The organism is Burkholderia sp. AcTa6-5, assembly GCF_017815075.1.
Classification (GTDB): Bacteria; Pseudomonadota; Gammaproteobacteria; order Burkholderiales; family Burkholderiaceae; genus Burkholderia; species Burkholderia sola.
This window is the reverse complement of record NZ_JAGIQE010000008.1, coordinates 1-13,650: the sequence shown is the minus strand read 5'-3', so window position 1 is coordinate 13,650 and position 13,650 is coordinate 1. Positions and strand designations below refer to the sequence as shown.

General features: G+C 66.6%; 13 protein-coding genes and 1 tRNA gene. 7 read left to right on the top strand and 7 right to left on the bottom strand.

What is annotated here, in order from left to right:
* Nucleotides 1-93: 93 nt before the first annotated feature.
* Nucleotides 94-645 carry a cytochrome b/b6 domain-containing protein gene (locus J8I33_RS12785; protein WP_050012542.1) on the top strand — a complete coding sequence of 184 codons (552 nt, stop codon included), beginning with the start codon at nucleotides 94-96 and terminating at the stop codon, nucleotides 643-645.
* A 110-nt stretch (nucleotides 646-755) separates the two neighbouring features.
* On the opposite strand, the gene J8I33_RS12780 is transcribed toward J8I33_RS12785, so the two are convergent.
* Nucleotides 756-842: transfer RNA gene (locus tag J8I33_RS12780), tRNA-Leu, on the bottom strand.
* A gap of 249 nt (nucleotides 843-1,091) precedes the next feature.
* On the opposite strand from J8I33_RS12780, the gene rnr reads away from it, so the two are divergent.
* The 6 genes from rnr to J8I33_RS12750 all read left to right on the top strand — a co-directional run bounded on the left by rnr (nucleotide 1,092) and on the right by J8I33_RS12750 (nucleotide 8,316).
* Nucleotides 1,092-3,569, top strand: a complete 2,478-nt coding sequence (gene rnr / locus J8I33_RS12775; RefSeq protein ID WP_050012543.1) for a ribonuclease R — start codon at nucleotides 1,092-1,094, stop codon at nucleotides 3,567-3,569.
* Nucleotides 3,570-3,717: 148 nt separating this feature from the next.
* Nucleotides 3,718-4,461 carry a 23S rRNA (guanosine(2251)-2'-O)-methyltransferase RlmB gene (rlmB, locus tag J8I33_RS12770; RefSeq protein WP_050012544.1) on the top strand — a complete coding sequence of 248 codons (744 nt, stop codon included), beginning with the start codon at nucleotides 3,718-3,720 and terminating at the stop codon, nucleotides 4,459-4,461.
* Between the two features lie 104 nt (nucleotides 4,462-4,565).
* Nucleotides 4,566-5,438 carry an N-acetylmuramoyl-L-alanine amidase gene (locus J8I33_RS12765; RefSeq protein ID WP_209936223.1) on the top strand — a complete coding sequence of 291 codons (873 nt, stop codon included), beginning with the start codon at nucleotides 4,566-4,568 and terminating at the stop codon, nucleotides 5,436-5,438.
* 92 nt (nucleotides 5,439-5,530) lie between these two features.
* Nucleotides 5,531-6,226: a ribose-5-phosphate isomerase RpiA gene (gene rpiA, locus J8I33_RS12760; RefSeq protein ID WP_069621409.1), complete on the top strand. Its 696-nt coding sequence runs from the start codon at nucleotides 5,531-5,533 to the stop codon at nucleotides 6,224-6,226.
* 282 nt (nucleotides 6,227-6,508) lie between these two features.
* Entirely contained in the window at nucleotides 6,509-7,225 is a 717-nt protein-coding gene (locus tag J8I33_RS12755; protein ID WP_050012547.1) for an FCD domain-containing protein, read from the top strand.
* 101 nt (nucleotides 7,226-7,326) lie between these two features.
* Nucleotides 7,327-8,316: a Gfo/Idh/MocA family oxidoreductase gene (locus J8I33_RS12750; protein WP_209925546.1), complete on the top strand. Its 990-nt coding sequence runs from the start codon at nucleotides 7,327-7,329 to the stop codon at nucleotides 8,314-8,316.
* A gap of 70 nt (nucleotides 8,317-8,386) precedes the next feature.
* On the opposite strand, the gene J8I33_RS12745 is transcribed toward J8I33_RS12750, so the two are convergent.
* From J8I33_RS12745 to J8I33_RS12720, 6 genes are all read right to left on the bottom strand, one after another.
* Nucleotides 8,387-9,079: an amino acid ABC transporter permease gene (locus J8I33_RS12745; RefSeq protein ID WP_006484207.1), complete on the bottom strand. Its 693-nt coding sequence runs from the start codon at nucleotides 9,077-9,079 to the stop codon at nucleotides 8,387-8,389.
* Between the two features lie 122 nt (nucleotides 9,080-9,201).
* Nucleotides 9,202-9,996 (bottom strand): cystine ABC transporter substrate-binding protein, encoded by a 795-nt coding sequence (locus J8I33_RS12740; protein WP_209936219.1) that lies wholly within the window; start codon nucleotides 9,994-9,996, stop codon nucleotides 9,202-9,204.
* A 99-nt stretch (nucleotides 9,997-10,095) separates the two neighbouring features.
* Nucleotides 10,096-11,133: a quinone-dependent dihydroorotate dehydrogenase gene (locus tag J8I33_RS12735; protein WP_012492588.1), complete on the bottom strand. Its 1,038-nt coding sequence runs from the start codon at nucleotides 11,131-11,133 to the stop codon at nucleotides 10,096-10,098.
* Nucleotides 11,134-11,231: 98 nt separating this feature from the next.
* A complete protein-coding gene (locus J8I33_RS12730) occupies nucleotides 11,232-12,062 on the bottom strand; it encodes an arginyltransferase (protein WP_050012550.1) in 831 nt (276 codons plus the stop codon).
* Between the two features lie 33 nt (nucleotides 12,063-12,095).
* Entirely contained in the window at nucleotides 12,096-12,860 is a 765-nt protein-coding gene (aat, locus tag J8I33_RS12725) for a leucyl/phenylalanyl-tRNA--protein transferase (RefSeq protein ID WP_050012551.1), read from the bottom strand.
* Nucleotides 12,861-12,870: 10 nt separating this feature from the next.
* On the bottom strand, nucleotides 12,871-13,416 hold the full coding sequence (locus tag J8I33_RS12720; protein ID WP_006476111.1) for an NUDIX hydrolase: 546 nt from the start codon (nucleotides 13,414-13,416) through the stop codon (nucleotides 12,871-12,873).
* Nucleotides 13,417-13,650: the final 234 nt, after the last annotated feature.

The following is a 13,650-nucleotide window of genomic DNA, read 5'->3' as shown; positions in this document are numbered from 1 at the left end:
CTTGAGGATGCTTATCCATACCGGAATCGACGTCGATAATTTCATCCACTGTTCCAACACAACACTGCAATGGCAATCGATAAAGGATGAATCATGCATACGGTTTCTCAGACCAGTTTTCGGCAAGCGTCTTCGGATGACGGCCGCTACGATCGCTTTTCCCGCGCACTGCACTGGATCTTCGCGGTCGTGATCCTGTACACGATGGTGGCCGGATTCTCGCTGCACTTCATTACCCAGCCGGACGTCTGGCGTTTCGTGTCGACGCTCAACATGTCGCTCGCGAGCAGCCTGATCGTGCTGTTTCCGCTGCGCTACGTGTGGTCGTTCTTCCGCCGGACGCCGCCCGACATCGCGTCGATTCCTTCGAAGCAGCGGTCGATCGCGCATCTGGTGCACTCGCTGATTTACGCGCTCGTCGCGTTCGTGCTGTTCAGCGGCTTCGTGATGGTGCCGGACGGCTACTGGCTGTTCTGGGCGGTTTACGTGAATACGCCGTTCAGCGCGGGGCCGGTTACCGAGCACTGGTTCGTCCTGCACAAGATCGGCTGCTATCTGCTGGCATTGCTGGTGGTCGCGCACGCGGGCGCCGCGCTCAAGCACCATTTCGTGTCGAAGAACGGCGTGCTGAAGCGCATGCTTTGACGAGGCCGCCGCAGTGAGTCGATGAAAGGGAAGGCGGGCGCGCAGGCGCTTTACTTCCTGGGCCGAAAATGAAAAAAGGCCGGCTAGAAGCCGACCTTTTTAAATACAGATGGTGCCCAGGAGAGGACTCGAACCTCCACGATGTTGCCACCGCTAGGACCTGAACCTAGTGCGTCTACCAATTCCGCCACCTGGGCACGTTTTGCAGTAGCTGCTTGCTGCAAAGAAGCGAAATTATAGCGCCCCAATTATTCCTGTCAACACTTTTTTGCGATGCATCGCAAACCGGCCGTCGCCGCGCGCGCCGGCGGCATTCCCGTCTTTTGGCGACACGGGCGGGTGATAGAATGACCCGCCGCCGTCAATATAGAACTGTCAGACGGACACCTCTATGTTGATGCCGTGCACCATCAGTCAACGCAACGAGAACAATCATCGACAAACCCTTGAGCAAATATCCGTACCCCATTCCGAGCCGTGAAGAGATTCTCGGCGTGCTGCGTACGAGCGACGCGCCGCTGGCCGCCAACGACATCGCCGAAGCCCTGTCGATCAAGCGTCAGGAGCGCGAGGGGTTCTTCCGGCGTGTCGCCGCGATGGAGCGCGACGGCCAGATCCGCCTCGACAAGCGCGGCCACTACCAGTTGACCCATCCGTCGAATTTCGTCGCAGGGCGCGTGCAAGGGCATCGCGACGGCTACGGGTTCGTGATCCGCGACGACGGCCAGGACGACCTGTTCTTGCCGAACGGCGAAATGCAGAAGGTGATGCACAACGACCGCGTGCTCGCGCGGATCGTCGGCTACGATCGCCGCGGCCGGCCGGAAGGGCATGTCGTCGAAGTCACCGAGCGCGCGAACAAGCGCGTGATCGGCCGCCTGCTGAACGAGAACGGCGCGCTGATCGTCGCGCCGGAAGACAAGCGCATCGGCCACGACATCCTGATCACGCAGAACGTGAAGAAGGCGAAGGTCGGGCAGGTCGTCGTCGTCGAGCTGACCGATTTCCCGAGCCGCCATTCGCAGCCGCTCGGCCGTGTCGTCGAAGTGCTCGGCGACATCGACGATCCGGGCATGGAAATCGAAATCGCGGTGCGCAAGTACGGCGTGCCGCACGAATTCAGCCAGCCGGCGCTCGACGAAGCCGCCGCGCTGCCCGACAAGGTGCGCCCCGCCGACCTGCGTTTCCGCGTCGACCTGCGCGACGTGCCGCTCGTGACGATCGACGGCGAGGACGCCCGCGACTTCGACGATGCCGTCTACTGCGAGCCGGTCAAGGTCGGCCGCGGCGACGGCTACCGGCTGATCGTCGCGATCGCCGATGTGTCGCACTACGTGCAGCCGGGTAGCGGGCTCGACGCCGACGCGCTCGAGCGCAGCACGTCGGTCTACTTCCCGCGCCGCGTGATCCCGATGCTGCCGGAGAAGCTGTCGAACGGCCTCTGTTCGCTGAATCCGCAGGTTGATCGCTGCGTGCTCGCGTGCGACATGGTGATCACCGGGCGCGGCGAGATCAAGGCATACCAGTTCTATCCGGCCGTGATCCATTCGGCGGCGCGCCTCACGTACACCGAAGTCGCGGCCGTGCTGTCGAACACGAAGGGGCCGGAGGCCGCGCGCCGCGCCGACCTGCTGCCGCACCTGCAGGATCTGTACGGCGTCTACAAGTCGCTGTTCGCCGCCCGTCAAAAGCGCGGCGCGATCGACTTCGACACGACCGAGACCTACATCGTCTGCAATTCGCAGGGCAAGATCGAGCAGATCGTGCCGCGCCAGCGCAACGACGCGCACAAGCTGATCGAGGAATGCATGCTGGCCGCGAACGTCTGCGCGGCCGATTTCCTGAAGCGCAACAAGCATCCGGGCCTGTACCGCGTGCACGCGGGGCCGACGCCGGAGAAGCTCGAGAACCTGCGCGCGTTCCTGCGCGGCATGGGCCTGTCGCTCGGCGGCGGCGACAAGCCGCATGCGAGCGACTACGCGGCGCTGATGGCGCAGATCCGCGACCGGCCGGACGCGCAGATGCTGCAGCCGATGCTGCTGCGCTCGATGCAGCAGGCGGTCTACAGCCCCGACAACATCGGTCACTTCGGTCTCGCATACGAGGCGTACGCGCACTTCACGAGCCCGATCCGCCGCTATCCGGACCTGCTCACGCACCGCGCGATCTACGCGATCCTGTCGGGCAAGAAGTACGCGCCGAAGGCGCCGGAAGGCTTCGAGCTGAATACCGCGCTGTCGCCGCGCGCCCGCGCGATGCAGCAGGCCGACGACGAAGCGCGCGGCCGTTCGCGCTCGAACACGGCGATCTGGGAAGAGCTTGGCCTGCACTGCTCGGCGAACGAGCGCCGTGCGGACGAGGCGTCGCGCGACGTCGAGGCGTGGCTCAAGTGCTACTTCATGCGCGACAAGCTCGGCGAGGAGTACGGCGGGATGGTGAACGGCGTGACGTCGTTCGGCATCTTCGTGCAGCTCGACACGCTGTTCATCGAAGGGCTCGTGCACGTGACGGAGCTCGGCTCGGACTACTTCCAGTACGACGAGATCAAGAACGAGCTGCGCGGCGAACGCACGGGCATCCGCTATCGCCTGTCGGATCGCGTGCGCGTGCAGGTGAGCCGCGTCGATCTCGATGCGCGCAAGATCGATTTCCGCCTCGTGCGCGATACGCCGGTGAAGGCGCCGCGTCCGTCGCCAGCGCCGGCTGCCGGCGTCGATCGCAACGGCGGCGGCCCGCGCGTGCGTGCGCTGCCGCCGGTCGACGAAGCCGCGCCGCGTCGCAAGCCGGCCGCGAGCGCGCCGAGCGTCGCGGTGAAGGAAGCGCGCGCCGCGCGTGGCGCCGCGAAGAAGAAGGGCGGCGGCGGTGGCGGCGGCGCACCCGCGAAGCCGACCGCGAAGAAGGCCCGCGCCCGCAAGAAGTATTGAGCGTTCGGGGCGGCGTACGCGCACGCCCCGCAGTATCGAGAGACGCCGCGTCACCGGTCATCGGCCGGCCACGCGGCGCTTTCCTTTTCCATGGATCGCGGCCGCGCACGTCGCGCGGCCGCACGTTTGATCGAAGGTTGTTCCAGTCATGTCACGTCTGAAGGTTCTTTACGGTTTTCATGCGGTGACCGCACGTTTGCGGCACGATGCATCGACGGTGGCGGAGGTGCTGTACGACCAGACGCGCCGCGACCGCCGCATGCAGGACTTCCTGCACACCGCGAAGGAAGCGGGCGTGCGGCTGATCGCGGCCGACGAAACGCGCCTGTGGGGCCTCGCGCATACCGAGCGCCACCAGGGCGTCGTCGCGCGCGTCGAGGACATGCCGCTCGCGCAGAACCTGTCCGAGCTGCTCGACGGCATCAACGGGCCCGCGCTGCTGCTCGTGCTCGACGGCGTCACCGATCCGCACAACCTCGGCGCATGCCTGCGGGTCGCCGATTCGGCCGGCGCGCACGCGGTGATCGCGCCGCGCGACCGGGCGGTCGGCCTGAACGCGACCGCGGCCAAGGTGGCGAGCGGCGCGGCCGATACGGTGCCGTACATCACGGTGACGAACCTCGCCCGCGCGCTGCGCGAGCTGAAGGAGGCCGGCGTGTGGATCATCGGCACGTCGGACGAGGCGTCGGCGACGCTCTACGACACGAAGCTCGACGGCCCCGTCGCGCTCGTGATGGGCGCGGAAGGCGAAGGCATGCGCCGGCTCACGCGCGACACCTGCGACGAAGTGATGAGCATCCCGATGGCCGGCAGCGTCGAAAGCCTGAACGTGTCGGTCGCCAGCGGCGTGTGTCTGTACGAAGCCGTGCGCCAGCGGCGCGTGAAGGGCTGAGCCCGGGGCTGCCCCGTCCCGCGCGCGATGCGCGGGCGTCGAATGACCCGAACGACGCGCGCCGCGATGCAACGCGGCACGCGGCTCTGCGGAACCCGCGACCGATGACCCTGTTTCGTGTTGGCGTCTCCTGCGCCGTGCTCGGCCTGCTCGCAGCGTGCACGTCGCCGTCGCTCGTCGAACGCGGCACCTACTACGCCGACACGAGCCTGCACGCGCGCGGCGCCGATTCGCGGATCCGCTTTCTCGTGATGCATTACACCGAGAGCGACGAGACGAAATCGCTGCGTACGCTGACCGGCGATTCGGTCAGCGTGCACTACGTCATCCCGCCGCAGCCGCGCACCGAGCGCGGGATGCCCGTCGTCTACCAGCTCGTTCCGGAAGCGCGGCGCGCGTGGCACGCGGGCGTCAGCGAGTGGCAGCGCACGACCGAGCTGAACGCGGTGTCGATCGGCATCGAGAACGTGAACCGCGGCCCGCTCGACGCGCAGCAGCGTACCTGGCAGCCGTATCCGCCCGAGCAGGTCGACGCGCTGATCCGTCTGTCGAAGGACATCGTCGCGCGCTACGGGATTGCGCCGACGCGCGTGGTCGGGCACAGCGACATCGCGCCGCAACGCAAGATCGATCCCGGCCCGCTGTTCCCGTGGCATGCGCTCGCGCAAGCCGGCGTCGGCGCATGGCCGGACGACGCGACCGTCGCCGCGCGGCTCGGCGGCCGCGACCCGCACGCGCCGGTCGACGTGCGCGACCTGCAGTTCAAGCTCGCGCGCTACGGCTACGACGTGCCGACCGACGGCGTGCTCGACACGCGCACGCAACGCGTGTTCGCGGCGTTCCAGATGCATTTCCGGCCGTCCGATTACGCGGGCAATCCGGACGCGGAAAGCGACGCGATCGCGCAGGCGCTGCTCGACAAGTACTTCCCCGGCACGCAAGCGGCGGCCCCCGCACCGGCGGCCGACGCGCGGTGACTACGCGGCGTATCGCACGCCGAAAAACGCGGGGGCGTCCGCCGACTCCGGTAAACTGGCAGTTTTCCGCAATCCCGCAGCATTACCACGCCATGACTCAAGACGAACTCAAACGCCTCGTCGGCCAGGCCGCCGCCGATTACGTGATCCAGAACGTGCCGGAAGGCGCCGTGATCGGTGTCGGCACCGGCTCGACCGCCAACTGCTTCATCGACGCGCTCGCCGCCGTCAAATCGCGCTATCGCGGCGCCGTGTCGAGCTCGGTCGCCACGACCGAACGCCTGAAATCGCATGGCATCAAGGTGTTCGACCTGAACGAGATCGAGTCGCTTCAGGTGTACGTCGACGGCGCCGACGAAATCGACGCAGGCGGCGCGATGATCAAGGGCGGCGGCGGCGCGCTGACGCGCGAGAAGATCGTCGCGTCGGTGGCCGACACGTTCGTCTGCATCGCCGACGCCAGCAAGCGCGTGCCGGTGCTCGGCGCGTTCCCGCTGCCGATCGAGGTCGTGCCGATGGCGCGCACCGCGATCGGCCGGCGCGTGACCGCGCTCGGCGGCGTGCCCGTGCTGCGCGTGACGAAGGACGGCGCGCCCTACATCACCGATAACGGTAATGAGATCATCGACGTGAAGGGCCTGCAGATCGCCGATCCGCGCGGTTTCGAAGCGCAGGTGAACGCATGGCCGGGCGTCGTGACGGTTGGCCTGTTCGCCGAACGCGGCGCGAATCTGTGCTTGCTCGGCACGGAAAACGGCGTCGAAACGATCGTTTATCCGGCTGGCTGAAACTGAATGAGAAGCAGTCCGTAACGGTGCGGTATCGGCCGTCATGGATTGGATGGTTAAATCTTGTGGAAACCGGGGTCCGGCAGGCGCGGCGCGCTTCCCGGGCCTTTTTTTTAGCCGTATAAATCACCTCGTTCAAAAGAGGGATAACCCTGTCAGGTGTTTACCAGATAGCGAAATATCGTCGAACTCATCAACTTATAGATCATAAGAACAGAGTAGTTACCAGGGCCGGCGGAACTGCGGAGCAGGTGTTCGCAAATCGACGCACGGGGAGGTGTCATGGAGCAGGGCAAAGACCGGTCACTGGTCGCCAAAGTGATGGATGGGCTTGTCGCGGGTATCGTCGAGGACAAGTACGGCGGCATCTTGCCGCCGCAGGACGTGCTGTCGAAAGAGTTCGATGTGAGCCGCACGGTCATGCGGGAAGCGTTGTCGATGTTGCTTGCGCGCGACATGCTCGACGTGCGTCCGAAAGTCGGGACGCGCGTGCGGCCGATGCGCGACTGGCGGATGATCGACGAGGACGTCGTGAGCTGGCGCTTTCGGGCAAAACCCGATCCGCAGTTCATGCGCGACGTCATCGAATTCCGGATGCTGATCGAGCCACGTGCGACCGCGCAGGCGGCGGTGCGTGCGACGGCGGCCGACATCGCGGGCATTCGCGAAGCGTTCGATGCGTTCAAGGTGCTGCAGCCGGGCGACGCCGGCTACGACACGGCGGACGAGTTGCTGCATACGCGGATCGTCCAGGCGAGCGGCAACCAGTTCTTCCAGCAGATGGCGGCGATCGTGCGCGGCGCTGTGCGTCTCGTGAACCCGCGCGTCGTGCAGAAGGAGGGCGCGCACGACACCGCGGTGAAGGCGCATGCGCGCGTCGTCGATGCGATCGAGCGGCGCGACCCGCGCGAAGCCGAAGCGGCGTCGCTCGCGCTGATCGATTTCAGCGCGGACGAGATTTCGCGCGATTTCTCGGTCGACGTGCCGGTGCGCGCCTGACGCGGCGCGTGTCGCTCATCCTCGTGCCGCCGGGCCGTTTATCATGACGGCCGGCCGGCAGCGTGCCGGCCACCGTCATACGACCGACACGGAAGATCAGGATGAACGACAACGACCATCGCCCGGTGCGCTTCGGCATCGTCGGTGCAGGCAGCATTGCGCGCCGCTTCGCGCAAAGCCTCGCACACGTGCCGGGCGCCACGCTCACCGGCGTCTGGGCCCGCCGCGCCGACGCGGCTGCGGCCTTCTGCGGGGCATACGGCGGCACGCCTGCCGCGCGCCTCGACGCGCTCCTCGCGAGCGACGAAATCGACGCGGTCTACATCGCGACGCTCCATGACAGTCACGCGCGGTACACGCTGGCCGCCCTGGCTGCCGGCAAGGCCGTGCTGTGCGAGAAACCCGCGGCGCTGAACGCCGCGCAACTCGACACGGTGCTGCAGGCGGCGCGCGATGCCGGGCAGCTCTTCATGGAGGCGATGAAGCCCCCATTCTTCCCGCTGTATCGTCAACTGCGTGCGCACCTGCGTGACGATCCGATCGGCGAGATCCGGCTCGTGCGGGCGGGCTGCGCATCGTCGTCGGTGCCGGACGACCATTCCGTCTATCGGCTCGATCGCGCAGGCGGCGCGTTGCTCGACATCGGCATCTACGAGGCGTTTCTCGCTGTCGACTGGCTCGGCGCGGCGCGCGACGTACAGACGCTCGGCCGCGTCGGTGCGACCGGTGTCGACCTGTTCGCAAGCCTGAACAGCGTGCATGCGAACGGCGGGATCGCGCAGCTCTTTTGCGGGCTCGACGTGATGGGGCGCGGCGACGCGCTGATCGCCGCGGCCGGCGGCCACGTGACGATTCACGAGAAGTGGTGGAACCCCGAGCGTGCGACGATCCGCTATGCGGACGGGCGCACCGTCGAACTCGACGCACCGGCCGCGGGCGGCGGGCTGAACTACGAAACCGCGCATTTCTGCGACCTGCTGCGCGCGGGCGAGACCGAAAGCCCGATCATGACGCACGACCATTCGCGGCAGATGATTGCGATGACCGATGCGGCGCGCGCCGTGCTCGGCGTGCGCTATTCGGGCGAATAGGCGGAATAGCCGAAACAGGCGGGAAGGAGGGCGCCGGGCCCGCGAGCGCGACCCGGCGTAACTGCGCGGCTCAGTGCCGCGACGGCAGCGACAGGCGCTTTTCGTACCAGCGCTGCACCCATTCGAGAATCTGGCACAGGATCCAGTACACGGCCGCGGCGGCGAGATAGAGCGGCAGCGGCTGATAGGTCGCCGCGATCACTTCCTGCGCGCTGCGCAGCAGTTCGGTCACGGTGATCACCGACACGAGCGACGTGTCCTTGATCAGGCTGATCAGGCTGTTCGACAGGCTCGGCACCGCGATGCGCAGCGCCTGCGGGCCGATCACGTAGCGCAGCGTCTGGCCCCACGACAGCCCGAGGCTGTATGCGGCGAGCCATTGGCCGCGCGCGATCCCGTTGATCGCGCCGCGCATGCTTTCCGACATGTACGCCGCGACGTTCGCGGACAGTGCGATCACGCCGGCCGGCGTCGGGTCGAGCGAGATGCCGAGGCTCGGCAGCCCGTAATAGATCACGAAGATCTGCACGAGCAGCGGCGTGCCGCGCATCAGGCTCACGTACGCGCGCGCCAGCCACGCGAGCGCGTTGACCCAGATGCGCTCGAAGCCGTCGAGCGCTTCGCTTTGCCGGATGCCCATCATCGCGAGCACGACGGCGCCAAGCAGGCCGAACACCATCGACAGCACGGCGAACTTGACGGTCAGCACGGCACCCTGGGCGAGCACCGGCAGCGATTGGACGAGCAGGGACGTTGTCGACATGGAATACGAAGCGAATGCGTGCGCGAAAGCGCAATCATAAACCGGACCGATAAAACAAAGGGCGGCATCGTTGCGGATGCCGCCCTTTCCGGCCCGCCGTCAGGCGGGAAATGCAGGCGTGCTTACTTGATCGGTTTCGTCACGTCGATGCCGAACCACTTGTCGGAGATCTTCGTGAACGTGCCGTCGGCCTCGAGCTGCGTCATCGCGTCGTCGATCGCCTTCTGGAACTTCGGGTTGCCCTTCTTGAACGGGATGCCCGACGGGTTCGCCGAACCGACGTTCGCGCCCGGGCGCAGCGGCAACTGCGAGTTCTTCGTCAGGTACGCGAGCATCAGGCGGTCGTTGAGCGCCGCGTCGAGGCGGCCGGCCGCGAGATCGCGCAGGTACTCGGGCGCGCCCGGGTACGTCTTCACGTCGATGCCGGGCACCGATTTCGCCATGTCCATGTAGTTGGTGCCGAGCGCGACGCCGAGCTTCTTGCCCTTCAGGTCGTCCAGCGACTTGAACTCGCGCGTGTCGTCCTTGCGCTGGATCAGCTGCGCGGACGAGAACGTGTACGCAGGCGAGAAGTCGAGCGTTTCCTTGCGCTTGTCGGTGATGCCGACCTGGTTGGCGATCACGTCGAACTTGCCCGCCTGCAGGCCCGCGATGATGCCGCTCCATTCGGTCGTCACGAACTCGGCCTTCACGCCGAGCTTCGCGGCGACGGCCTTCGCGATGTCGACGTCGAAGCCGACGAGTTCGCCTTGCGGGTTCTTCGAGTTGAACGGCGGGAACGTGCCTTCGAGGCCGACGCGCAGCGTGCCGCGCTGCTTGACCTGGTCGAGGAGGTCGGCCGCGTGGGCGGTTGCCGCAGCGAACGACGTGCCGATCACGCCGGCAACCAGCAGCTTCTTCAACAGCGAAAATTTCATCGTGTGTGTCCTTGCCCTGTCCGGGTCAATGATTCTGATGGTGAAGCGATGATAGCAAAAATGCTATCGATATCTAAATAAAGTTTGTTTATGGCTATATTACGCGGTGCGTTCGCGGGCGATCGCCTTCACGCATTCGGACACGAGCGCCGGGCCGCGATAGATGAAGCCGGTATAGAGCTGGACGAGCGCCGCGCCGGCCGCGAGCTTCGCACGGGCATCCTCGCCCGAGAAAATGCCGCCGACGCCAATGATCGGCACGTCGTTGCCGACTTCGGCGTGCAGTTTGCGGATCACTTCGTTCGACGCGTCGAACACGGGGCGACCCGACAGGCCGCCGGCTTCGTCCGCGTGCGGCAGGCCCTGGACGGCCGCGCGCGACAGCGTCGTATTGGTGGCGATCACCGCTTCGATCTTGTGGCGCAGCAGCGTGTCGCCGATTTCCTTGACCTGCTCGTCGTCGAGATCGGGCGCGATCTTCAGCGCGAGCGGCACGAGCTTGCCGTGCAGGTCGGCGAGGCGCTGCTGCTTGTCCTTCAGCGCGGCGAGCAGCGCGTCGAGCTCGCCCGCGCCCTGCAATTGGCGCAGGTTCTTCGTGTTCGGCGACGAGATGTTGATCGTCACGTAGCTCGCGAACGGGTACACGCGCTCGAGGCAGTACAGGTAATCCTCGGCCGCGCGTTCGATCGGCGTGTCGGCGTTCTTGCCGATGTTCAGGCCGAGGATGCCGCGATAGCGGGCGGCCTGCACGTTCTTCACGAACTGGTCGACGCCGTGGTTGTTGAAGCCCATCCGGTTGATCAGCGCTTCGGCCTGCGGCAGCCGGAACATCCGCGGGCGCGGGTTGCCGGGCTGCGGGCGCGGCGTGACCGTGCCGACCTCGATGAAGCCGAAGCCGAGCGCCGCGAGGCCGTCGATGGCCGCGCCGTCCTTGTCGAGGCCGGCCGCGAGGCCGACCGGGTTGCGGAACGTGAGCCCCATCACGGTGCGCGGCGCGTCGGGCACGCGGGCCGACAGCGCGCAGGCGAGGCCCGTGCGTCCGGCCGCGCCGAGCGCGCGCAGCGTAAGGTGGTGAGCGTCTTCCGCATCCATTTTGAACAGGGATGCGCGGGCCAGCGGGTAGAGGGAACTGAACACGGGAATGGGGCGGACGGCCGAAATGAATGACAACCCGCTATTTTACCGGGAGTTGCGCGGCACGGGCGTGCTTCGCTTCGTAGCCGCCGCTACGCGCGTCAGCCCGAGCCGGAATGTCCGCCCGGCAACGGCGCGCGCGCCAGCGCCGCGTCGACGGGCGGCAGGTCGATCCGTTCCGGATCGAGCGTCTTCCAGCGGCCGTCGATCAGCCCTTCGAGCGGATGGAAGTTCGCCTTGTAGGCCATCTTCGGGCTCTCGCGGATCCAATAGCCGAGGTACACGTAGGGCAGCCCGAGGCTCTTCGCCTGCTCGATCTGCCACAGGATGTTGTAGGTGCCGTAGCTCGTGTGCCGGTCGTCGGGCTCGAAGAACGTATAGACCGACGACAGCCCGTCGCCGAGGATGTCGATCATGCTGACCATCCGCAGCTTGCCGGGTTCGCCGCCCGGTGCGTCGAGGTCGCGGAATTCGACGAGGCGCGAGTTGATCCGGCTTTGCAGCAGGAACTGTTCGTACTGGTCGCGACTGTCGCGATCCATGCCGCCGCCCGCGTGGCGCGCGGACTGGTAGCGCATGTAGAGCGCGTAGTGCTCTTCGTCGTAGTGCAGCGGCGACACCGTCGCGACCAGCGTGCGGTGCCGCTTCCACATCCTGCGCTGCGTGCGCGTCGGCGCGAACTCGCCGACCGGCACGCGCACCGGCACGCATGCGCGGCAGCCGTCGCAGTACGGACGGTACGTGAAGACGCCCGAGCGGCGGAAGCCGGCCTTCACGAGTTCGGTGTAGATGTCGGAATTGATCAGGTGGCTCGGCGTCGCGACTTGCGAGCGTGCGATGCGGCCGTCCAGATAGCTGCACGGATAGGGCGCCGTTGCATAGAATTGCAACGCCGAAAGCGGTGAAAGCGGCAGCTCAGTCGGGTGAGTCATGGGCAGCTCTCGATGCAGGGAAGGAGTGCCGCGCTAGCGCTCGCTCCCGGTGGGCGCCGCCGTTTCGGCGGGGCTCGTCAGCGCGGCGAGCACGCGCTTGTCGAACTGCCACGGAATCGGCGGTTCGGCTGCCGCGCGGCGCACGTGAGCGACAAAGGCCTGGCGTGCGATCTCGCGGCCGCCGAGCGACGCTAGATGCGACGTATTCTGCTGGCAGTCTATCATTTCCAACCCCTGCTCGCGAAGGTGCGCGACGAGCGCGGCCAGCGCGATTTTCGATGCATCGGTCACGTCCGCATACATCGACTCGCCGAAAAACATCCGGCCGAACGACACGCCATAGAGGCCGCCGACGCGGCGCCCGTCGTGCCACGTTTCGATGCTGTGCGCGTTGCCGGAGCGGTAGAGCGACGTATAGGCGTCGATGATCTCGGCGGTGATCCAGGTGCCGCGCTGCCCGCGGCGCGGCGCCTGCGCGCACGCGCGCATCACGCCGGGAAAGTCGTGATCGACGCGCACTTCCCATTCCGGCGTGCGCAGCACGCGCTTCAGCGTCTTGCGCAGCGACGGCGACACCTTGAATTCGGCCGGCACCAGGATCATGCGAGGGTCGGGGCTCCACCACAGCACCGGCTGGCCGTCCGAGTACCACGGGAAGATGCCGCGCCGGTACGCGTCGATGAGGCGCGACGGCAGCAGGTCGGCGCTCGCGGCGAGCAGCCCGGGCGCGCCGGTCGCGGGGCCGAGCGCGCGTTCGATGGACGGAAACGGATCGTCCGGGCCGAGCCAGGGAACCATGGGTGGGGGCTCAGCCGTTGCGCAGCGAGCGGAAGATATCGCCGGTGTGCACGCCGTAGTCGCCGGCTGCGCGATCGGCGAAGAAGAAGCGCAGCGTCTGGCTGACGGTCGGGAACGCGATCTCGTCCCACGGAATGTCGGCTTCGTCGAACAGTTTCACTTCGAGGCTTTCCTCGCCGGCTTCGAAACCCGGATCGGTGAGCCGCGCGAGGTAGAACAGATGGACTTGATGCACGTGCGGCACGTTGAGCAGCGTGAACAGGTTCTGCACCTCGACGCGCGCGCCGGCTTCCTCGAGCGTTTCGCGCGCGGCGGCTTCCGCGGTCGTCTCGCCCATTTCCATGAAACCCGCCGGCAGCGTCCAGAATCCGTAGCGCGGTTCGATCGCACGGCGGCACAGCAGGATCTGGTCGCCCCAGACCGGCACCGTGCCGACGACGTTGCGCGGATTCTGATAGTGGATCGTGCCGCAGTGATCGCAGACGAAGCGTTCACGGTTGTCGCCAGGCGGAATGCGCGCGAGGACTTCGTGACCGCAGACGGAGCAGAATTTCATGTCGAGTGGAAGGGACGAGGTGATGCGAGTGTATCACCGGCCCGCGGCATTCTTGAACGCCTGCGCATGCGGCGGCGTGTCGGGCGAAACGGCGCGCGCGTGCGCGAAGAGGGCGCGGCGTCCGGACGCGCGAAAACAAAAAGCCCGGCGCGAGGCCGTAATGCCGTTCAGTTAAGGTTCTTTCTGAGGAACCGGACAGCATAACGAGCAGGACGGGACTTGACGGCCCGATCG

Bases quoted from the DNA above. Each gene is read 5' to 3' on its own strand.
- J8I33_RS12785 (WP_050012542.1), top strand. From the start codon at position 94: ATGCATACGGTTTCTCAGACCAGTTTTCGGCAAGCGTCTTCGGATGAC.
- J8I33_RS12765 (WP_209936223.1), top strand. From the start codon at position 4,566: ATGACCCTGTTTCGTGTTGGCGTCTCCTGCGCCGTGCTCGGCCTGCTC.
- J8I33_RS12740 (WP_209936219.1), bottom strand. From the start codon at position 9,996: ATGAAATTTTCGCTGTTGAAGAAGCTGCTGGTTGCCGGCGTGATCGGC.
- aat (WP_050012551.1), bottom strand. From the start codon at position 12,860: ATGGTTCCCTGGCTCGGCCCGGACGATCCGTTTCCGTCCATCGAACGC.
- rpiA (WP_069621409.1), top strand. From the start codon at position 5,531: ATGACTCAAGACGAACTCAAACGCCTCGTCGGCCAGGCCGCCGCCGAT.
- J8I33_RS12720 (WP_006476111.1), bottom strand. From the start codon at position 13,416: ATGAAATTCTGCTCCGTCTGCGGTCACGAAGTCCTCGCGCGCATTCCG.
- J8I33_RS12745 (WP_006484207.1), bottom strand. From the start codon at position 9,079: ATGTCGACAACGTCCCTGCTCGTCCAATCGCTGCCGGTGCTCGCCCAG.
- J8I33_RS12750 (WP_209925546.1), top strand. From the start codon at position 7,327: ATGAACGACAACGACCATCGCCCGGTGCGCTTCGGCATCGTCGGTGCA.
- J8I33_RS12730 (WP_050012550.1), bottom strand. From the start codon at position 12,062: ATGACTCACCCGACTGAGCTGCCGCTTTCACCGCTTTCGGCGTTGCAA.
- rlmB (WP_050012544.1), top strand. From the start codon at position 3,718: ATGTCACGTCTGAAGGTTCTTTACGGTTTTCATGCGGTGACCGCACGT.
- J8I33_RS12755 (WP_050012547.1), top strand. From the start codon at position 6,509: ATGGAGCAGGGCAAAGACCGGTCACTGGTCGCCAAAGTGATGGATGGG.